At 63.1% G+C, this 18,579-nt stretch carries 17 protein-coding genes and 1 tRNA gene; 7 read left to right on the plus strand and 11 right to left on the minus strand.

Translation table 11 applies throughout. The features are described 5' to 3' along the window. Positions 1-110 precede the first annotated feature (110 nt). The 9 genes from hbdH to AC1RCO_RS02860 all read right to left on the minus strand — a co-directional run bounded on the left by hbdH (position 111) and on the right by AC1RCO_RS02860 (position 11,449). Complete coding sequence (hbdH, locus tag AC1RCO_RS02820) at positions 111-884, minus strand: 3-hydroxybutyrate dehydrogenase (RefSeq protein ID WP_015636019.1); 774 nt, start codon at positions 882-884, stop codon at positions 111-113. A gap of 7 nt (positions 885-891) precedes the next feature. Beyond that, on the minus strand, positions 892-2,283 hold the full coding sequence (locus AC1RCO_RS02825) for a GntP family permease (protein ID WP_492617354.1): 1,392 nt from the start codon (positions 2,281-2,283) through the stop codon (positions 892-894). Between the two features lie 285 nt (positions 2,284-2,568). Continuing rightward, positions 2,569-3,987 carry a sigma-54 interaction domain-containing protein gene (locus AC1RCO_RS02830; protein WP_103407368.1) on the minus strand — a complete coding sequence of 473 codons (1,419 nt, stop codon included), beginning with the start codon at positions 3,985-3,987 and terminating at the stop codon, positions 2,569-2,571. 184 nt (positions 3,988-4,171) lie between these two features. Continuing rightward, on the minus strand, positions 4,172-5,746 hold the full coding sequence (locus AC1RCO_RS02835; RefSeq protein ID WP_125063055.1) for an ABC transporter ATP-binding protein: 1,575 nt from the start codon (positions 5,744-5,746) through the stop codon (positions 4,172-4,174). Between the two features lie 14 nt (positions 5,747-5,760). Continuing rightward, entirely contained in the window at positions 5,761-6,783 is a 1,023-nt protein-coding gene (locus AC1RCO_RS02840) for an ABC transporter permease (protein ID WP_220222823.1), read from the minus strand. Then, the gene (locus tag AC1RCO_RS02845; RefSeq protein WP_011061848.1) at positions 6,783-7,847 is read right to left on the minus strand and encodes a microcin C ABC transporter permease YejB; all 1,065 of its coding nucleotides are present in this window, start codon (positions 7,845-7,847) and stop codon (positions 6,783-6,785) included. Before AC1RCO_RS02845 ends, AC1RCO_RS02840 begins: the two co-directional genes overlap by 1 nt. Beyond that, positions 7,847-9,709: an extracellular solute-binding protein gene (locus AC1RCO_RS02850; RefSeq protein ID WP_053152398.1), complete on the minus strand. Its 1,863-nt coding sequence runs from the start codon at positions 9,707-9,709 to the stop codon at positions 7,847-7,849. Before AC1RCO_RS02850 ends, AC1RCO_RS02845 begins: the two co-directional genes overlap by 1 nt. A 152-nt stretch (positions 9,710-9,861) precedes the next feature. Then, a complete protein-coding gene (locus AC1RCO_RS02855) occupies positions 9,862-10,143 on the minus strand; it encodes a peptidylprolyl isomerase (protein ID WP_007924449.1) in 282 nt (93 codons plus the stop codon). Between the two features lie 214 nt (positions 10,144-10,357). Then, complete coding sequence (locus tag AC1RCO_RS02860) at positions 10,358-11,449, minus strand: 3-deoxy-7-phosphoheptulonate synthase (protein WP_041118781.1); 1,092 nt, start codon at positions 11,447-11,449, stop codon at positions 10,358-10,360. 638 nt (positions 11,450-12,087) lie between these two features. Between AC1RCO_RS02860 and AC1RCO_RS02865 the strand changes: the two genes are divergently transcribed. Together AC1RCO_RS02865 and AC1RCO_RS02870 are read left to right on the plus strand one after the other, a co-directional pair. After that, positions 12,088-12,843 (plus strand): carbon-nitrogen hydrolase family protein, encoded by a 756-nt coding sequence (locus AC1RCO_RS02865; protein WP_492617355.1) that lies wholly within the window; start codon positions 12,088-12,090, stop codon positions 12,841-12,843. Then, the gene (locus AC1RCO_RS02870) at positions 12,843-13,304 is read left to right on the plus strand and encodes a GNAT family N-acetyltransferase (RefSeq protein ID WP_492617356.1); all 462 of its coding nucleotides are present in this window, start codon (positions 12,843-12,845) and stop codon (positions 13,302-13,304) included. Before AC1RCO_RS02865 ends, AC1RCO_RS02870 begins: the two co-directional genes overlap by 1 nt. A gap of 22 nt (positions 13,305-13,326) precedes the next feature. Here AC1RCO_RS02870 and AC1RCO_RS02875 read toward each other — a convergent pair whose 3' ends face one another. Then, on the minus strand, positions 13,327-13,557 hold the full coding sequence (locus tag AC1RCO_RS02875; protein ID WP_011061843.1) for a DNA-binding protein: 231 nt from the start codon (positions 13,555-13,557) through the stop codon (positions 13,327-13,329). Between the two features lie 82 nt (positions 13,558-13,639). Here AC1RCO_RS02875 and AC1RCO_RS02880 point away from each other — a divergent pair, with 82 nt between their 5' ends. From AC1RCO_RS02880 to AC1RCO_RS02900, 5 genes are all read left to right on the plus strand, one after another. Then, the gene (locus tag AC1RCO_RS02880; protein ID WP_011061842.1) at positions 13,640-14,002 is read left to right on the plus strand and encodes a helix-turn-helix domain-containing protein; all 363 of its coding nucleotides are present in this window, start codon (positions 13,640-13,642) and stop codon (positions 14,000-14,002) included. A 147-nt stretch (positions 14,003-14,149) separates the two neighbouring features. Next, positions 14,150-14,791, plus strand: coding sequence for a response regulator transcription factor GacA (gacA, locus tag AC1RCO_RS02885; RefSeq protein WP_011061841.1), 642 nt, complete (start codon positions 14,150-14,152; stop codon positions 14,789-14,791). A 1-nt stretch (position 14,792) separates the two neighbouring features. Next, a complete protein-coding gene (uvrC, locus tag AC1RCO_RS02890; protein ID WP_041118779.1) occupies positions 14,793-16,616 on the plus strand; it encodes an excinuclease ABC subunit UvrC in 1,824 nt (607 codons plus the stop codon). 32 nt (positions 16,617-16,648) lie between these two features. Next, the gene (pgsA, locus tag AC1RCO_RS02895; protein ID WP_011061839.1) at positions 16,649-17,209 is read left to right on the plus strand and encodes a CDP-diacylglycerol--glycerol-3-phosphate 3-phosphatidyltransferase; all 561 of its coding nucleotides are present in this window, start codon (positions 16,649-16,651) and stop codon (positions 17,207-17,209) included. 65 nt (positions 17,210-17,274) lie between these two features. Then, positions 17,275-17,350 (plus strand) — tRNA-Gly (locus tag AC1RCO_RS02900). Between the two features lie 209 nt (positions 17,351-17,559). Here AC1RCO_RS02900 and AC1RCO_RS02905 read toward each other — a convergent pair. Continuing rightward, positions 17,560-18,465 (minus strand): LysR substrate-binding domain-containing protein, encoded by a 906-nt coding sequence (locus AC1RCO_RS02905; protein WP_015636008.1) that lies wholly within the window; start codon positions 18,463-18,465, stop codon positions 17,560-17,562. Positions 18,466-18,579: the final 114 nt, after the last annotated feature.

Consider the following 18,579-nt stretch of genomic DNA (forward strand, 5'->3'; position numbering starts at 1 on the left):
TTATTGTTGTTTTTTTGGGGGGGTGTTCGCTGGCAAGCCAGCTCCTACACAGGCCAGCACAGCCGTGTAGGAGCCGGCTTGCCGGCGAAGACGTCAGCCAGAGACGCGCGTCATTGCGCCAACCACCCGCCATCGATGTTCCACGCCGCGCCGCGCACCTGGGCGCCGGCTTCGCTGCACAAAAATAGCACCAGCTCACCCAGTTGCGACGGGGTGACGAACGCCAGGGACGGTTGCTTTTCCGCCAGCAGATCATGCTGGGCCTGTTGCGGGTCGGTGCCGGCCGCGACGCGATCATCGATCTGCTTCTGCACCAGCGGGGTCAGCACCCAGCCCGGGCAGATGGCGTTGCAGGTGACGTTGCTGGTGGCGGTTTCCAGGCCTACCACCTTGGTCAGGCCGATCACCCCGTGCTTGGCCGCCACATAGGCGGCCTTGCCCACCGAGCCCACCTGGCCGTGCACCGAGGCGATGTTGACGATCCGCCCCCAGCCCTTGGCGCGCATCCCCGGCAGCCCCAGGCGGGTGCTGTGGAACACCGACGACAGGTTGATGGCGATGATCGAATCCCAGCGCTCCACGGGGAACTCCTCCACCGCCGCCACATGCTGGATGCCGGCGTTGTTGACCAGGATATCGACGCCGCCGAACTCCCGTTCGGCGTAGGCGAACATCTCGGCGATCTGCGCAGGGTCGCTGACGTCCGCCGGGTGATGGCCGACCTGGCCGCCGAATTGTGCGACCTCGGCGATCGCCTTCGAGGCATCGCCAAAGCCGTTGAGAATCAGCTTGGCCCCGGCCTTGGCCAGCACCAGGGCGATGCCCAGGCCGATGCCGCTGGTGGAGCCGGTGACCAGTGCGGTCTTGCCAGAAAGAGTGGTCATGAATACCTCACACAATGCCGGTGGCGTAGAAAGTGGCGATGACGACGAAGACCGCCAGGGTCTTGATCAGGGTAATGCAGAAAATGTCCTTGTAGGCCTCGCGATGGGTCAGCCCGGTGACCGCCAGCAGGGTGATCACCGCGCCGTTGTGGGGCAGGGTGTCCATGCCGCCGCTGGCCATGGCGGCCACCCGGTGCAGCACTTCCAGGGGAATGTTGGCAGCGTGGGCGGCGCTGATGAAACTTTCGGACATGGCCGCCAGGGCGATGCTCATGCCGCCCGAGGCCGAACCTGTGATGCCCGCCAGCAGGGTCACGGTAATGGCTTCGTTGACCAGCGGGTTGGGGATGCTTTTGAGCCAGTCGGCCAGCACCAGGAAGCCTGGCAGGGAAGCGATCACCGCACCGAAGCCGTATTCCGAGGCGGTGTTCATGGCCGCCAGCAGGGCGCCGCTGACCGCGCTCTTGCTGCCCTCGGCGAGCTTGCTGCGAATCGCCGAGAAACCGAACACCAGCACCATCAGGATGCCTACCAGCAACGCCGCCTGCACCGCCCAGATGGCGGTGAGCTTGGCGATTTCGCTGGTTACCGGCGCCGCCATGCCCGGCAGGCTGAGGCTGTGGGTCTTGCCGTACCACTGGGGAATCCAGTGGGTGAACAGCAGGTTCATGATGCCCACCAGCAGCAACGGCGACAGCGCCAGCCAGGGGTTGGGCAGCGTCAGGTCTTCGGCGGTTTCTGGCTCGTTGCGCAGTTCGGTGCCGTAACCTTCACCGGCCTTTTGCGCCTTGTTGCGCTGACGCTGGAGGAACAGCATGCCGGCGCAGAACACGAAGATGGTGCCGATCACCCCCAGCCACGGCGCGGCCCAGGCGGTGGTGTTGAAGAAGGTGCTGGGGATGATGTTCTGGATCTGCGGGGTGCCGGGCAGGGCGTCCATGGTGAAGGAAAACGCCCCCAGGGCGATGGTCGCCGGGATCAGGCGCTTGGGGATGTTGCTCTGGCGGAACATCTCGGCGGCAAAGGGGTAGACCGCGAACACCACCACGAACAGCGAGACCCCGCCGTAGGTCAGCAGCGCGCAGACCAGCACGATCACCAGCATGGCCTGGCGGGTGCCCAGCAGGCGGATGGCGGCTGCGACGATGGAGCGGGAAAAGCCCGACAGCTCGATCAGCTTGCCGAACACCGCGCCCAGCAGGAACACCGGGAAATACAACTTGATGAAGCCGACCATCTTCTCCATGAACACGCCGGTGAAGGCGGGCGCCACGGCGGACGGGTCGGTGAGCAGCACCGCGCCGAGGGCGGCGATGGGGGCAAAGAGGATGACGCTGTAGCCACGGTAGGCAGCGAGCATCAGCAGCGCCAGGGCTGCCAAGGCAATGATCACACTCATGGTGTGTCTCTCCAGGATTGTTATTGTTGTCGGGTGTTGCGTGTGGAGAGCGTTATAGCGAGAACTGTGCCATCTAATTAAGCTATTGAAATATATAGATATTTTTATTTTTCTGGGGGCGAATTGACGTTGATTGTCTCTGTTTGGAGAATTTTTTGGGTTTACCGGCCTCTTCGCTGGCAAGCCAGCTCCTACAGAGATCGTTCAGCCTGCCGTAGGAGCTGGCTTGCCAGCGAAAAGCGCGCAGCGCGCCGGTAAATTCTCAAAACGGAGATTTATGTCTCGTTATGGAGACTCGTCAATCCCCAAGGCCGCCATCTTCTTGTACAGCGTGGAGCGCCCCAGCCCCAGGCGCCGGGCCGCTTCGTCCACCTTGCCGGCACATTGGGCCAGGGTGGCGCCGATCAGTTGCCGGTCGAAACGCTCTCGGGCCGCGGCGAAGGTTTCCTGGTTTGGCGAATCGCCAGGCACCAGGGCTTCGTTACGCTGCACCGGGCTGAAGCTGCCAATCGCCGCGCGAATATCCGAGGCGTTGAGTATCAGGTCGTCGCTGAGCAGCGCCGCTCGTTCCAGCACGTTGCGCAACTCGCGGATGTTCCCCGGCCAGGCATGTTGCGCCAGCAGGGCCAGGGCATCGCGGTCCAGTTCATGCTGGCTGCGCAGTTCTTCGAGAATCCCTTCGCTCAGGGCTGGCAGGTCGTCCAGGCGTTCGCGCAAGGCTGGCACCTGGATCGGCAGCACATTCAGCCGGTAGTACAGGTCGGCGCGAAACTCGCCGCGCTTGATCGCCGCCTCAAGGTCTGTGGAGGTGGCGGCGATGATCCGCACATCGCTGTGGATCACCTCGTTGGAGCCCACCGGCTCGAACTCTTTTTCCTGCAGCACCCGCAGCAGCTTGCTCTGCAGGGGCAGCGGCATGTCGCCGATTTCATCGAGGAACAGGCTGCCGCCCTGGGCGATCTGCAACTTGCCCGGGCGGCCCTTGCGGTCGGCGCCGGTAAAGGCGCCAGGGGCGGTGCCAAAGAATTCCGCCTCCAGCAGGGCCTCGGGAATGGCCGCGCTGTTGATGCTGACAAAGGGCTTGTGCGCTCGTGGCGAGGCGGCGTGGATGGCCTGGGCCAGCAGCTCCTTGCCGGTACCGGTTTCGCCTTGCAGCAGGATCGGCGACTCGGCGCTGGCCCCGCGCCGGGCGCGGCGCTTGACCTCCAGGCTGGCGGCACTGGTGCCGATGAAGTGAGCGAAGTTGTACTTGGTCTGCCGGGCCCGCAGCAGGGAGCGGGTAGAGGCCAGTTCTTCCTGCATGCTCAGGTAGCGCTTGAGCATCGGCGACAGGCTGCGCAGTTCGTCGAACAGGGCAAAACCGATGGCGCCGATCACCGTGCCGGCGTCGTCGTGGATCGGCAGGCGCATCACCACCAGGGGTTCCTTGGGGGTGTCCTGCATGTCCAGCAGGATGGGGCGGCCGGTGCGCACTACCTCCCGCAGCAGGCTGCCGGGGATCACGCTTTCACAGGGCTTGCCGATGGCGAAGGCTGCCGATTCCAGGCCGAAGCGCCGGGCATAACGCTCGTTCATCCAGACGATATTGGCGTCGCGGTCGACGATCACCGTGCCTTCGCTGGATTGCTCGATGATCTCGAACAGCGAGCGGATCGCCAGTTGGCGCACGCGCTGGTAATCCTTGAGGCTTTCGCTGTCGTTCATGGGGGCATCCTGAAAATGGGCGCCAGGGATTATGCCCGATTTGTAGGAGCCGGCTTGCCGGCGAATGGGGTCTTGGGCGGGGTGGTGATCTTGCGGGCGTCTTCGCTGGCAAGCCAGCTCCTACGGTGGCGGTGAATGTGTTCGCCCGTGTAGGAGTCGGCTTGCCGGCGAAGGGGCCCTTGGGTCAGCCGGGATGGGCGGCAGCCAGCAGTTCCTGGGTGTAGGGATGCTGTGGAGCTTCGAATACGTCGTGGCTGGCGCCGCGCTCAACCACCTTGCCGTCCTTGATCACGATCATGTCGTGGGCCAGGGCTCGCACCACCGCCAGGTCATGGCTGATGAACAGGTAGGTCAGGCCGTACTTTTCCTGCAACTGACGCAGCAGGGCCACCACTTGCTTCTGCACGGTGCGGTCCAGGGCCGAGGTGGGTTCGTCCAGCAAAATCAGCGCCGGCTTCAGCACCAGGGCCCGGGCAATGGCGATGCGCTGGCGCTGGCCGCCGGAGAACTCGTGGGGGTAGCGGTGGCGGCTGTCGGGGTCGAGGCCGACCTCCTCCAGGGCGCGGATGACCTGTTCGTCGCACTGGCGGGCATCGTACTGGCTGTGCACTTCCAGGCCTTCGCTGATGATCTGCGCCACCGACATGCGTGGGCTGAGGCTGCCGAAGGGGTCCTGGAATACCACCTGCATCTGTTTGCGCCAGGGCCGTAGCTGTTTCTGGTTGAGGCCGTCCAGGGCCTGGCCCTGGAAGCGGATGCCACCTTCGGAATCCAGCAGGCGCAGGATCGCCTGGCCCAGGGTGGACTTGCCCGAACCGGACTCGCCGACGATCCCCAGGGTCTTGCCTTGCTGCACGCTGAGGCTGATGCCGTCCACTGCCCGCAGGTACTCCTTGCGCCGGAACAGGCCGCCGCCGATCTGGAATTCGACGCGCAGGTGGTCCACCTCCAGCACGGTTTCCCGGCTGTCGCGGCACAGCGGCTCGCCTTCGGGTTCGGCGTGCAACAGTTCGCAGCTGTAGGGATGCCTTGGCGCGTTGAACAGGGTGTCGCAGTCGGCCTGCTCGACGATTTCCCCGGCTTTCATCACGCACACCCGCTGGGCGATGCGCCGCACCAGGTTGAGGTCGTGGCTGATCAGCAGCAGGGACATGCCCAGGCGCTGTTGCAGGGATTTGAGCAGCAGCAGGATCTTGCGCTGCACGGTCACGTCCAGGGCGGTGGTGGGTTCGTCGGCAATCAGCAGTTCCGGTTCGCAGGCCAGGGCCATGGCGATCATCACCCGCTGGCGCTGGCCGCCGGAAAGCTGGTGCGGGTAGGCCTTGAGCCGCTCCCGGGGCTTCTGGATGCCCACCAGCTCCAGCAGTTCGAGGATCCGCGCCTGGGCCTCCTTGCCCCCCAGGCCGCGATGCAGCAGCAGGGTTTCGCCGATCTGTTTTTCCACGCTGTGCAGCGGGTTGAGGGAGGTCATGGGCTCCTGGAAGATCATGGCGATGCGGTTGCCCCTCAGCTGTTGCAGGGTCGCCGGGCTGGCACCGATCAGTTCCTGGCCGCGATAGCGCACGCTGCCGGTGGCGCTGCAGCCGGTCTGCGGCAGCAGTTGCAGGATCGAATGGGCGGTCACCGACTTGCCCGAGCCGGATTCCCCCACCAGGGCCAGGCATTCGCCGGGGCGGATATCCAGGCTCAGGTCGCGGACCACGGTCTGCGCGCCGAAGGCGACATTGAGCTGGCGGATTTCGATCAGGTTTTCAGTCATTTCTACAGTCCGCTTCAAGATCGAGGATCAAAGGCATCGCGCAACGCCTCGCCGATGAACACCAGCAGCGAGAGGATCAGCGCCAGGGTGAAAAACGCCGTCAGCCCGAGCCACGGCGCCTGCAGGTTCTGCTTGCCCTGGCCGATCAATTCGCCCAGGGAGGCGCTGCCGGCGGGCATGCCGAAGCCGAGGAAGTCCAGGGCGGTGAGGGTCGAGATGGCCCCGGTGAGAATGAACGGCAGGTAGCTCAGGGTGGCGTTCATGGCGTTGGGCAGGATGTGCCGCAGGATCACCTTGCGGTCGCTCAGGCCCAGGGCCCGGGCAGCCTTGACGTACTCCAGGTTGCGCCCGCGCAGGAACTCGGCGCGCACCACGTCCACCAGGGCCAGCCAGGAAAACAGCGCCATGATCCCCAGCAGCCACCAGAAGTTCGGCTCGACAAAGCCCGAGAGGATGATCAGCAGGTAGAGCACCGGCAACCCGGACCAGACCTCCAGCAAGCGCTGGCCCAGGAGGTCGACCCAGCCGCCGTAGTAGCCCTGCAGGGCGCCGGCGGCGACGCCGATCAGGGCGCTGATGGCGGTCAGGGCCAGGGCGAACAGGATTGACACCCGGGCGCCGTAGATCACCCGTGCCAGCACATCCCGGGCCTGGTCGTCAGTGCCCAGCCAGTTGACCTTGCTCGGCGGGCTGGGGGCCGGCTGGGTCAGGTCGTAGTTGGGGGTGTCTTCGCTGAAGGGCACCGGCGGGAACAGCAGCCAGCCACCGTCCTTGCGTATAAGTTGCTGCACGTAGTCGCTGCGGTAGTCGGCCTGGAACGGCAACTGGCCGCCGAATTCCTGTTCGGTGTAGCGCTTGAGCACCGGGAAATACAGCGAGCCCTGGTAACTGACCACCAGCGGCTTGTCGTTGGCGATCAGCTCGCCGCCCAGGGTCAGGATGAACAGGCCGATGAACAGCCACAGCGACCACCAGCCGCGGCGGTTTTTCTTGAAACGGTCGAAGCGCCGGCGCGCCAGAGGAGAAAGCGTGAGCATCAGGCGTTCCTCGCGGCGAAGTCGATGCGCGGGTCGACCAGGGTGTAGCACAGGTCGCCGATGAGTTTTATCAAGAGGCCGAACAGGGTGAAGATGAACAGCGAGCCGAACACCACCGGGTAGTCCCTGGACACCGCGGCCTCATAGCTCATGCGCCCCAGGCCGTCGAGGGAGAAGATCACCTCGATCAGCAGGGAGCCGGCGAAGAACACGCTGATAAAGGCCTGGGGAATGCCCGAGACCACCAGCAGCATGGCGTTGCGGAACACATGCCCATACAGCACCCGGCGCTCGCTCAGGCCCTTGGCCCGGGCGGTGACCACGTACTGGCGGGTGATCTCGTTGAGGAAGGAGTTCTTGGTGAGGATGGTCAGGGTGGCGAAGCCGCCGATCACCAGGGAGCTGACCGGCAGTACCAGGTGCCAGAAGTAGTCGGCGACCTTGCCCAGGGTGCTCAACTGCTCGAAGTTGTCCGAGACCAGGCCGCGCACCGGAAACCAGTTCAGCGAGGTGCCGCCGGCGAACAGCACGATCAGGAACATGGCGAACAGGAAGGCCGGCATGGCGTAGCCGATGATGATCGCGGTGCTGCTCCAGATGTCGAAATGGCTGCCGTGGTGCACCGCCTTGCGGATCCCCAGGGGGATCGACACCAGGTAGGTGATCAGGGTCGCCCAGAGCCCCAGGGAAATGGTCACCGGCATCTTTTCCAGGATCAGGTCGGTGACCGTGGCGCCGCGAAAGAAGCTCTTGCCGAAGTCCAGCTGGGCGTAGTTCTTGAGCATCAGCCACAGGCGTTCATGGGCCGGCTTGTCGAAGCCGTACTGTTTCTCGATGTCCTGGATCAGCTTGGGGTCCAGGCCGCGGCTGGCCCGGGAGCCGCTGCTGCTCATGGCATCGGCGGAACCGCCGACAGCGGCGCCGCCACCGATGCCCTGCAGGCGGGCGATGGCCTGTTCCACCGGGCCGCCGGGGGCGGCCTGGACGATGACGAAGTTCACCAGGAGGATGATCAATAGGGTCGGGATGATCAGCAGCAGGCGCCGCAGAATGTAGGCCAGCATCAGTGGCGCCCTCCGGGTTTGCCACGGCGGATCAGCTCGGCGGCCATTTGTTCGTCGGTCAGCGCGCTGCTGCTGACTTCCCACCAGCTTTCGATGGCTTCATCGTTGCTCGCAGGCACCTTGGGGATGCCGAAGCGGTTCCACCACACCGTGGAGGTGCCGGGCGGGTAGTAGTTGGCTATCCAGTAGTAGTTCCACTGCAGCACCCGATCCAGGGCATGGGCGTAGCGCAGCATCTCCGGCTGGCTGGTGGCCTTCACCAGGCCGTTGACCAGGCTGTCCACGGCCGGGTTCTTGAGCACCATGTAGTTGTTGGAACCGGGGTCGTTGGCCGCGGCGGAGCCGAAGTAGTTGTACAGCTCCATGCCCGGCGAGGTGGTCACCGGGTAGCCGGTGACGATCATGTCGTAGTCCCGGGCCATCAGGCGGTTGACGTACTGGGCGGAGTCGATGCGGCGAATGTTCAGGCTGATGCCGATCTGCGCCAGGTTGCGCTTGTAGGGCAGCAGCAGGCGTTCGATGGAGCCCTGGGTGATCAGGAAAGTGAAGCTCAGGGGCTCGCCCTGGGCGTTCACCAGCTTGTCGCCCTCGGGCTTCCAGCCGGCCTGTTCCAGCAGGGCCAGGGCTTGCAGTTGCTTGTCGCGGATCACGCCGCTGCCGTCGGTTTTCGGCGCCTCGAAAACCTGGGTGAAGACCTCGTCGGGGATCTGCCCGCGCAGCGGTTCGAGGATCTTCAGTTCCTCGGCATCCGGCAGGCTGCGGGCCGCCAGGGCGGTGTTGGAGAAGAAACTCTGCTGGCGGATGTAGAGGTTGCGCATCATCTGCCGGTTGCTCCATTCGAAATCCCAGAGCATGGCCAGGGCCTGGCGCACCCGGCGGTCCTGGAACACCGGCCGGTCGAGGTTGAACACATAGCCCTGGGCCGGTTGCGGCGCCGATTGCGCCAGGTGGGCCTTTTGCAGGCGGCCGTCGTTCAGCGCCGGGCTGTCGTAGCCGATGGAATAGCCGGTGGCGGAAAACTCGCGGTTGTAGTCGTAGGCGCCGCCACGCAGCACCTGGCGGGCGACGTCGATATCGCCGAAATACTCGACGCTGAAATGATCGAAGTTGTACAGGCCGCGGCTCACCGGCAGGTCCTTGCCCCACCAGTCGGGGTTGCGGGCGAAGGTGATGCTGTTGCCCGAGTCGACCTTGGCCACGCGGTAGGGGCCGCTGCCCAGGGGCGCTTCATAGCCGCCGCCATTGGCGAAGTCGCGACTCTTCCACCAGTGTTCGGGGAACACCGGCAGGGTCGCGATATCCAGGGGCAGGGTGCGGTTTTCGTTGCTTTTGAAGTCGAAGCGCACCACTCGTGGTGATTCCACGGTGACGCCTTTGACGTCGTCGAACTGGGTGCGGTAGCGCATGCTGCCCTGGGTCATCAGCAGGTCGTAGCTGTAGCGCACGTCTTCGGCGGTGATCGGCGTGTTGTCGGCAAAGCGCGCCTTGGGGTTGAGGTAGAAGCGCAGCCACAGGCCGTCTTCGGCACGCTCCATCTTTTCGGCCACCAGGCCGTAGACGGTGTAGGGCTCGTCCAGGGAGCGCTGGGCCAGGGGCGAATAGACCAGGCCGTCGAGCTGGGAGACACCGATGCCCTTGTCGATATAGGGCAGTACGTGGTCGAAGCGGCCGATTTCGATGGCGGAGCGGCGCAACGTCCCGCCTTTGGGGGCCTGGGGGTTGACGTAGTCGAAGTGGCTGAAACCCTGGGGGTACTTGGCCGGTTCGCCATAGACGGTCATGGCGTGTTGCGGTGCGGCTTGGGCACCCGCGGCGCCCAACAGCAGGGCGGTGAAAAGCACGGTGGAGGAAAGCAGTCGCATTGTCAGCCTTAGGAGCCGGGTGATCGATGACCACGATTTGTACGCTAGCGGCGCGTGACTGGCCAGCCGCATCCGCTTTGGGCAGAGCCTGGCGCCCATGCGCAACGGCCCACCAAAAGGCGGGCCGTTGAGCAGACGCAGGCGCTTGGGGATCAGTCCTGGCGGCTGGTGACTTCCAGCAGGTGGTAGCCGAACTGGGTTTTCACCGGGCCTTGCACCACGTTTACCGGAGCGCTGAACACCACGGTGTCGAATTCCTTGACCATCTGGCCTGGGCCGAAGGAGCCCAGGTTGCCGCCGTCACGGCTGGAAGGGCAGGTGGAGTTCTTTTTCGCGACTTCGGCAAAGTCGGCGCCGGCTTCGATTTCGGCTTTGAGTTCGTTGCACTTGGCTTCGCTGGCAACCAGGATGTGACGGGCAGTGGCTTTGGCCATGGATGTTGCTCCTTTCAAGAAAGTTGAGAGCCTACCGGATTCAGGTGGCTATTTCTTCTCAAAGTTCCTTCAAGGCATTGCCGCCTGGCGCCTGCGGGGGATGAGTGGTGAGGGTCCTGTAGGGGCCGGCTTGCCGGCGAAGAGGTCCTTGGAGGAGACGCTGCTCTTGAGGACGCCTTCGCTGGCAAGCCAGCGCCTGCGGGGGCGGTGCTGCTCAGGCGGGGACGGCTGCGGCCTTGTCTGCGTGTCGCAGTTGTTGCGCGCCATTGCGCAGCAATTGTTCGGTGGCATCCCAGCCCAGGCAGCCGTCGGTCACCGAAACGCCGTAGCGCAGGTTCGCGCTCAGGGGCTGGCAGCCTTCGAACAGGTGGCTTTCCAGCATCACCCCCATCAGCGAGGTATCGCCCTGCAAGCGCTGCTCCAGTACCTCGTTGAACACCGCCGGCTGACGCAGCGGATCCTTGCCGCTGTTGGCATGGCTGCAATCAACCATGATCCGCGCCGGGATCTTCAGCTTCTGCAGGTCCTGCTGGACCTGGGCCACGCTCTGGCGGTCGTAGTTGGGCCCGCGATGGCCGCCGCGCAGTACCAGATGGGTGTCGGGGTTGCCTGGGGTCTGGATGACCGCCGGGTGGCCCTGGCTGTCGACGCCGAAGTGGCGGTGCGGGTGGGCCGCCGAGCGCATGGCGTCACAGGCGATAGCGACGCCGCCGTCGGTGCCGTTCTTGAAACCCACGGGCATGTCCAGGCCGCTGGCCATCTCGCGGTGGATCTGTGATTCGGTGGTGCGCGCACCAATGGCGACCCAGCTCAGCAGGTCATCGAAGTAGCCGGCGGCCATGGGCTGCAACAGTTCGGTGGCAATCGGCAGGCCCAGGCGCAGCATCTCGCGCATCAGTTCACGGGACAGGGTCAGGCCGCCGGCCATGTCGTCACTGCCATCCAGGCGGGGGTCGTAGGCCAGGCCTTTCCAGCCGACGGTGGTACGGGGCTTTTCCACGTAGGCGCGCATCACCAGCAGCATCTGGTCGCGCACTTCATCGGCCAGGCGGGCCAGGTTGGCGGCGTATTCCAGGGCCGATTGCGGGTCGTGGATGGAGCAGGGGCCGACGACTACCAGCAGGCGTGGGTCGCGACCTTCGAGGATGGCGCGCACCGCCTGGCGGTGAGCGGCGACCTGTTGGTTCAAGGCCAGGGACAGCGGCAGTTGCTGCTTGAGTTCCAGGGAGCTGGGCAGGCGCTGGGTCAGGGTTTCATTGGCGCTGACGTGGGCGGACAGGGGCAGGGCGGATACGGACGAGTTCATGTGCGGTCTTCCTGGGCGGGCGGCGGGTTATGTCCCGCGCGCGGCCCTACTGGGGTGTTCGACAATTGGCCGTACTGGCCATAAGTGTGCAATTGCCACCGGTAGGTGACCGATCGGAGGCGGCAGGCTGTCCCGAGCGGAGGCTGCTAAATCGCCAGGCGCAAAACATGTCGTAGCGGTAATAGGTGGAGTAGTTCATGGAGCAATCCTCAGTAAGTTCGGTGTGTCGCTGAAAGTCGTGGTTGAAAATGCAGTGCCGGAAAAAACAAAACCCCCGGTCGGGAGGCCGACCGGGGGTTGAGATTTCTCTGGTAGGCGACCCGTTGAAGTGGGCGCCGGTTGGGTATCAGGCGCGCCAGTGGCTAAACCAATACCCAAAATAAAAGCTGGCCGGAGCCCGAGTGCCGTTGACCCAGGCAGCCGCGACCGAGCGCAGTGCGCTGGCAGTGTGGCGGTGCAGGGAAGGGGTCTTGGACAACATGGGTTTCTCCGTAAAGTGGGGCGAGCTTACTAGAGGCTGGTGCCGGGATTCAATCAGTAATTTCTATCGGCGCAGCCCGCGGCGGCTATGGATTAAGCCTGCAGGGGATTTATGCCACACTCGCTGCTCCCGCCTGTTCGCCCTCCAAGGAATGTTCATGTCCGTGCTGACCCTCGCTGCTGCCCAAACGGTGTCCATCGCGGGCGATCTACCGGCCAACCTGGCCCGGCATCAGCAGTTGATGCAATTGGCAGCGGCGCAGGGCGTGCGGTTGCTGGTGTTTCCCGAGCTGTCGCTGACTGGCTACGAACCGCAACTGGCGGCCGAACTGGCGCTGATGCCGGATGCACCGCAATTGCGGCCGCTGCGGGATCTGGCCCGGGAGCTGGAACTGACGGCGGTGGTGGGGATGCCGATCCGCCTGTCTGTTGACGGGCCGGTGCTGATTGGCGCTCTGGTGCTGGGCGGCGACGGTTCGCTGGCGGTCTACACCAAGCAGCACCTGCATGCAGGAGAGGAGCGCGCTTTTGTCGCAGGCCAGGGCGGCACCCCTTTGCCTATCGGTGGCGAAACCGTGGCTTTGGCGGTCTGCGCGGACTTCTGCCACGCCAGCCATGTGCAGGCGGCGGCCGATGCCGGCGCCGGGATCTATGCTGCCGGGGTCTTGATCAGCGAAGGTGGCTACGCTGCCGATAGCGCGCAGCTCCAGGGATACGCCCAGGAACACGGGATGCTGGTGCTGATGGCCAACCACGGCGGCCCCAGCGGTGGTTGGGCCTGCGCCGGACGCAGCGCGGCCTGGGATGCCCGGGGCCGGTTGCTGGGCGCCGTCGAGGGTGTGGGCGAGGCTTTGTTGATTGTCCGGGGTGGTACTGGGCAATGGCAGGCGCAGGTGCTGGAGGTGAGCCATTGATGGACGGCTTTTCATTACGCCCGGCGGTTGATTCGGACCTGGCGTTCGCCCGCGACCTGACCCGTTCCACCATGCTCGGCTATTACATTCGCAACGACTTGCTGTGGCAGGACAAAGCCTTCGATGTGGCCTGGGCCGGCCGCAGGAACCTGCTGATCTGCCAGGGTGCCCGGGTGCTGGGGTTTGTCAGCCTGAGCCGGGATGCGCAGGCGCTGTATGTCCGCGAATTGCATGTGCTGGAGGCTTTCCGGGGGCAGGGCGCCGGTGCCTGGACGCTGGAGCAGGTGCTGGAGCTGGCTCGCCAGGAGCGCCGAGTGTTGTTGCGCCTGACCGTGTTCAAGGGCAATCCCGCACAGCGGCTGTATGAGCGGATGGGGTTGCGGGTGGTGGGAGAGGATGATTGCTTCTGGCGCATGGAGCGCTTGTCTGATTCGCTTGCCGGAAGGCTTGGCGACGCCTGAGCGCAACGCCCTTCCGCAGGCTTTACTGTGCGTTGGGATCTATCGCGGGCGCATCCTCGAGGATGATGCCGTCCTTCATTCCCAGTAGCACCGCGACCTTGTGCGCTTCCCCTCGTTTGCCTTTCTTGCGGCCTGCCAGCACCTGATAGGTAGTGGCCGGGTCAACCCCGTGTTCACGAGCAAATTGTTGAACCGATTTACCTTGATGTTCCAGCCAGGCCTTGGCTTGTGCGGCAGTGCGGATACCGGGCATAGTTCAAAACCGTTCAAATTTGTTCAATGCTTGAAGAGTATGACACCCCCTTGGGGTGTATCAGATGGGATCATACATCCAAATGAGTGGAATCGGTTCGCGGTTGAGGCAGGAGCGAGAACGCCTGGGACTGTCGCAGAAAGTTTTTGGTGAAATAGGCGGGGTTGAAGCCAACGCCCAGGGTAAATATGAAAGTGGTGATCGTGCACCCAAGGCGGATTATCTGTCCCGGGTGGCGGCAAAAGGGGTGGATGTGCTGTATGTGCTGACCGGCAGCCGGATCCCGATCCAGAGCGGCGGGTTGAGTCAGACCGAGGAAAAGGTCCTGGATTGCTATCGGGCGCTGTTCAAGGAGGATCAGGATGCTATCTGCCGCCTGACCAGTACCCTGGCCGAGCTTTCGGCAAGCCAGGGCGAGAGGCGCAAGGCCCAGGTACGAGAGTGAGGGGCGCTGGCCTCTTTCGATGTGCACGGGGGTAGGACCGTTATTGCGCCCGGATGTTTTTTATATAGCGCTTGTGATTAGGTTTGTACGCCGCTTTTTTGCTAAGGTGTCGGGCAACCTGTAAAGACCATATCGCGAGGTGTCTGCTTGATAAGGGTGCTAGTAGTCGATGACCATGATCTCGTTCGTACGGGCATTACACGAATGTTGGCTGACATCGATGGCCTGCAAGTAGTCGGGCAGGCGGAGTCAGGGGAAGAATCCCTGCTCAAGGCGCGGGAGCTGAAGCCCGATGTGGTCCTGATGGACGTCAAGATGCCAGGCATCGGCGGCCTCGAAGCCACGCGCAAACTGCTGCGCAGTCATCCGGACATCAAGGTCGTGGCGGTCACCGTCTGCGAGGAAGATCCCTTTCCTACCCGCTTGCTGCAAGCGGGTGCGGCGGGCTATCTGACCAAGGGCGCCGGTCTGAACGAAATGGTCCAGGCCATCCGCCTGGTATTTGCCGGCCAGCGCTATATCAGCCCGCAGATCGCTCAGCAATTGGTGTTCAAGTCATTCCAGCCTTCCAGTGATTCACCGTTCGACGCCCTGTCGGAACGGGAGATCCAGATTGCGCTGATGATTGTCGGCTGCCAGAAGGTGCAGATCATCTCCGACAAGCTGTGCCTGTCGCCGAAAACCGTGAATACCTACCGCTATCGCATTTTCGAGAAGCTCTCGATCAGCAGCGATGTCGAGTTGACGCTATTGGCGGTTCGTCACGGCATGGTTGATGCCAGCCTCTGAAATGACCGACCAGTTTGATCCCAGTGCCTTTCTTTCTACCTGCAGTGGCCGCCCCGGTGTGTATCGCATGTTCGACAGCGATGCACGCCTGCTTTACGTCGGTAAAGCCAAGAACCTGAAGAACCGGCTCTCCAGCTATTTCCGCAAGACCGGCCAGGCGCCGAAGACCGCCGCCCTGGTGGCGCGCATCGCGCAGATCGAAACCACCATCACCGCCAATGAAACCGAAGCGCTGCTGCTGGAGCAGACGCTGATCAAGGAGTGGCGGCCGCCGTACAACATTCTCCTGCGCGACGATAAGTCCTACCCCTACGTGTTTCTTTCGGACGGCGACTTTCCGCGTTTCAGCATCCATCGCGGGGCGAAGAAGCAGAAGGGCAAGTATTTCGGCCCTTATCCCAGCGCCGGCGCCATCCGCGAAAGCCTCAGCCTGTTGCAGAAGACCTTCATGGTCCGCCAGTGCGAGGACAGCTACTACAAGAACCGTACGCGGCCCTGCCTGCAGTACCAGATCAAACGCTGCAAGGCGCCCTGCGTCGGCCTGGTGGAGCCTGAGGTCTATGCCGAGGACGTGCGCCACTCGGTGATGTTCCTGGAAGGGCGCAGCAATGCCCTGACCGACGAACTCTCCACCGCCATGGAAGCCGCCGCCAGCACCCTGGATTTCGAAAAGGCCGCCGAACTGCGGGACCAGATCTCCCTGCTGCGTCGGGTCCAGGACCAGCAGAGCATGGAAGGTGGCACGGGCGATGTGGATGTGGTGGCGGCCTTCGTCAACCCTGGCGGCGCCTGTGTGCACCTGATCAGCGTGCGCGGCGGCCGGGTACTGGGCAGCAAGAACTTCTTTCCCCAGGTGGGTATCGAGGAGGACGTGGCCGAAGTCATGTCGGCGTTCCTCGGCCAGTATTTTGTCAGCAGCCCGGAACGCGACCTGCCTTCCGAGTTGATCGTCAACGTGGTCCATGAGGACTTCCCGACCCTGATCGCCGCCATCGACGAGCTGCGCGGGCGCGAGTTGACCATCAGCCACCGGGTACGCGGTACTCGCGCCCGCTGGCAGCAACTGGCGGTAACCAACGCCGAGCAGGCCCTGAGCGCGCGCCTGGCCAACCGCCAGCACGTGGCCGCACGTTTCGAAGCCCTGGCCGAGGTGCTGAACCTGGACGAGCCGCCGCAGCGCCTGGAGTGCTACGACATCAGCCATTCCAGCGGCGAGGCCACTGTAGCCTCCTGCGTGGTATTCGGGCCGGAAGGGCCGCTGAAGTCCGACTACCGGCGCTACAACATCGAAGGCGTGACCGCCGGCGACGACTACGCCGCCATGCACCAGGCCCTGACCCGACGCTTCAGCAAGCTCAAGGACGGCGAGGGCAAGCTGCCGGACATCCTTCTGGTGGACGGCGGCAAGGGCCAGCTGTCCATGGCTCGGGATGTGCTCAATGAGCTGGCGGTGCCGGACCTGATCCTGCTCGGCGTGGCCAAGGGCGCGACCCGCAAGGCCGGTTTCGAAACCCTGTACCTGAACGACGCAGCCCATGAATTCACCCTCAAGGGTGACTCGCCGGCGCTGCACCTGATCCAGCAAATCCGCGATGAGGCTCACCGCTTCGCGATCACCGGTCACCGCGCACGGCGTGGCAAGACCCGGCGTACCTCGACCCTGGAAGGGGTGGCGGGCGTCGGGCCGAAGCGTCGGCGGGACCTTCTCAAACATTTTGGTGGATTGCAGGAACTGTCCCGTGCAAGCATCGACGAGATTGCCAAAGCACCGGGAATCAGTAAAAAGCTCGCAGAGTTGATTTATGCAAACCTGCACAGCGAGTAGAATGCCCAATCACCTCGTAGCCAGTTGTGCCGATGAATATCCCTAATCTGATCACCGTTCTACGCGTCCTGCTCATCCCGATTTTCATTTTGCTGTTCTATTTGCCCTATAGCTGGAGCTACATGGCCGCCAGTTCGGTGTTTGCCTTCGCGGCCGCCACCGACTGGCTGGACGGCTACCTGGCGCGGCGCCTGCAGCAGAGCACGCCGTTCGGTGCGTTCCTCGACCCGGTGGCCGACAAGCTGATGGTGGCGGTGGCCCTGGTGCTGCTGGTGCAGGAGCATCACAACCTGTGGCTGACCTTGCCCGCCGCGGTGATCATCGGTCGTGAAATCGTCATCTCGGCGCTGCGCGAGTGGATGGCCGAGCTCGGCGCCCGCGCGCAGGTGGCGGTGTCGAACATGGGCAAGTGGAAAACGGCGGCGCAAATGCTGGCGCTGGTGATTTTGCTGGCCAATCCCTCGGACTTCAGTTTCTGGGTGCTGGTAGGTTACGCCTTGCTGTTGGCCGCAGCAGGCCTGACCCTGTGGTCCATGCTGCAGTATCTGCGAGCCGCCTGGCCGCACCTGAAAACTGACAACGAGAAAAAATAAGTTTTTTTGAATCAAAGGCTTGACGCGCATTCGGATTTCTATAGAATGCGCAACACCAAGACGTTGCGGGAATAGCTCAGTTGGTAGAGCACGACCTTGCCAAGGTCGGGGTCGCGAGTTCGAGTCTCGTTTCCCGCTCCAAACATAGCGCTGCAGAGTTCCACGAATTCTGCAGCGATCGAAAAAAGGACCTTCGGGTCCTTTTTTCGTTTCTGCGGGCTTAACTGAAATCCAGCACCATCCAGCGCCTTCAAATCCAGGAATTGAGTCCTTCTCAAAAGGCTTGAATCCGGGCAGCGCTGAATCGGTTCGTTGCTGGAGCGGTGATGAACATCCGGCCCCTGGCCTGTTCAGGCGCTCACGATGGCACTCTCGGATAACAGCCAGGCGCTGAATGTTTCAAGCGCCGGATAATGCTGATAGCGCGCCGCGCAGGTCAGATAGTAATTGCGACCGCTTTCCATAGGGCCAAACAGTTTTACCAGTGCCCCGGATTTGATTTCGTCTTGCACCAGAATATCGGGAACCAGCCCAATGCCGACGCCAGCGGATACCGCCTGTATAAGGTGAGCCGTGAGCTCAAAGCTTGGGCCTGTCCGCATTTTCTGGTGGTCCAGTTTGTTGAGGTCAAACCAATCAGACCAGCTATTGGGTCGAGAAACGACATTCAACAACAAATGATTGGTGACATCGTTGAGCGACATCTCAAGGCTGTCCGGCAGCGCTTTGGGGCTGGCGACAACCACCAGTTTTTCTTGTAGCAAAAGGTGCGATACGTAGCCCGGCCAGTCGCCTTTTCCCGCGTAGATGATGGCCTGCATGTCGCTCACGCTGGATGGGTTGTCGGCGTGAATGATCCTCGAGTGGACGTGCACCAGGCTCCTGGGATGACGCGCATAAAATTCATGCATTTTGGGCAGCAGCCATTTTGAACCGAAGGTCGGCAGTACCGCGAGGTTCAATGGGCCTTCTTCCTCCTTGAAGGCAATTGTCTGCAGGGTAGCGCTTCGAATTCGGCCCAGTGCGGCAGTGAGTTCATGCTGGTAAAGCGCGCCGGCAGCGGTGAGTTCGATTCTTCTTCCCTCACGTTTGAACAGCGAGACCTCAAGCTGTGATTCCAGAGCCTGCACTTGCCGGCTGACAGCGCTTTGAGTCAGGGCAAGTTCGTCTGCCGCTTTGGTAAAGCTGCAATGTCGGGCTGCTGCCTCGAAAGCGATCAGCAGGGACATCGAGGGGGTCAGTCTTCGTGGGTTCATTCATAAAGCTCATGGAAATGCTGCAGGTTTTACGTTTGTGTGAATTGTCTTGTCCCCACAAAATCGGTGGAAAGGCCTTTGTCCTGAGCCAGGCCTCGGGCTAGGAAGCATACA

The organism is Pseudomonas sp. GW823-FHT03E05 (assembly GCF_058796855.1).

Coding starts and splice junctions, on each gene's coding strand:
- hbdH (WP_015636019.1), bottom strand. CDS start 884: ATGACCACTCTTTCTGGCAAGACCGCACTGGTCACCGGCTCCACCAGC.
- AC1RCO_RS02825 (WP_492617354.1), bottom strand. CDS start 2,283: ATGAGTGTGATCATTGCCTTGGCAGCCCTGGCGCTGCTGATGCTCGCT.
- AC1RCO_RS02830 (WP_103407368.1), bottom strand. CDS start 3,987: ATGAACGACAGCGAAAGCCTCAAGGATTACCAGCGCGTGCGCCAACTG.
- AC1RCO_RS02835 (WP_125063055.1), bottom strand. CDS start 5,746: ATGACTGAAAACCTGATCGAAATCCGCCAGCTCAATGTCGCCTTCGGC.
- AC1RCO_RS02840 (WP_220222823.1), bottom strand. CDS start 6,783: ATGCTCACGCTTTCTCCTCTGGCGCGCCGGCGCTTCGACCGTTTCAAG.
- AC1RCO_RS02845 (WP_011061848.1), bottom strand. CDS start 7,847: ATGCTGGCCTACATTCTGCGGCGCCTGCTGCTGATCATCCCGACCCTA.
- AC1RCO_RS02850 (WP_053152398.1), bottom strand. CDS start 9,709: ATGCGACTGCTTTCCTCCACCGTGCTTTTCACCGCCCTGCTGTTGGGC.
- AC1RCO_RS02855 (WP_007924449.1), bottom strand. CDS start 10,143: ATGGCCAAAGCCACTGCCCGTCACATCCTGGTTGCCAGCGAAGCCAAG.
- AC1RCO_RS02860 (WP_041118781.1), bottom strand. CDS start 11,449: ATGAACTCGTCCGTATCCGCCCTGCCCCTGTCCGCCCACGTCAGCGCC.
- AC1RCO_RS02865 (WP_492617355.1), top strand. CDS start 12,088: ATGTCCGTGCTGACCCTCGCTGCTGCCCAAACGGTGTCCATCGCGGGC.
- AC1RCO_RS02870 (WP_492617356.1), top strand. CDS start 12,843: ATGGACGGCTTTTCATTACGCCCGGCGGTTGATTCGGACCTGGCGTTC.
- AC1RCO_RS02875 (WP_011061843.1), bottom strand. CDS start 13,557: ATGCCCGGTATCCGCACTGCCGCACAAGCCAAGGCCTGGCTGGAACAT.
- AC1RCO_RS02880 (WP_011061842.1), top strand. CDS start 13,640: ATGAGTGGAATCGGTTCGCGGTTGAGGCAGGAGCGAGAACGCCTGGGA.
- uvrC (WP_041118779.1), top strand. CDS start 14,793: ATGACCGACCAGTTTGATCCCAGTGCCTTTCTTTCTACCTGCAGTGGC.
- pgsA (WP_011061839.1), top strand. CDS start 16,649: ATGAATATCCCTAATCTGATCACCGTTCTACGCGTCCTGCTCATCCCG.
- AC1RCO_RS02905 (WP_015636008.1), bottom strand. CDS start 18,465: ATGAACCCACGAAGACTGACCCCCTCGATGTCCCTGCTGATCGCTTTC.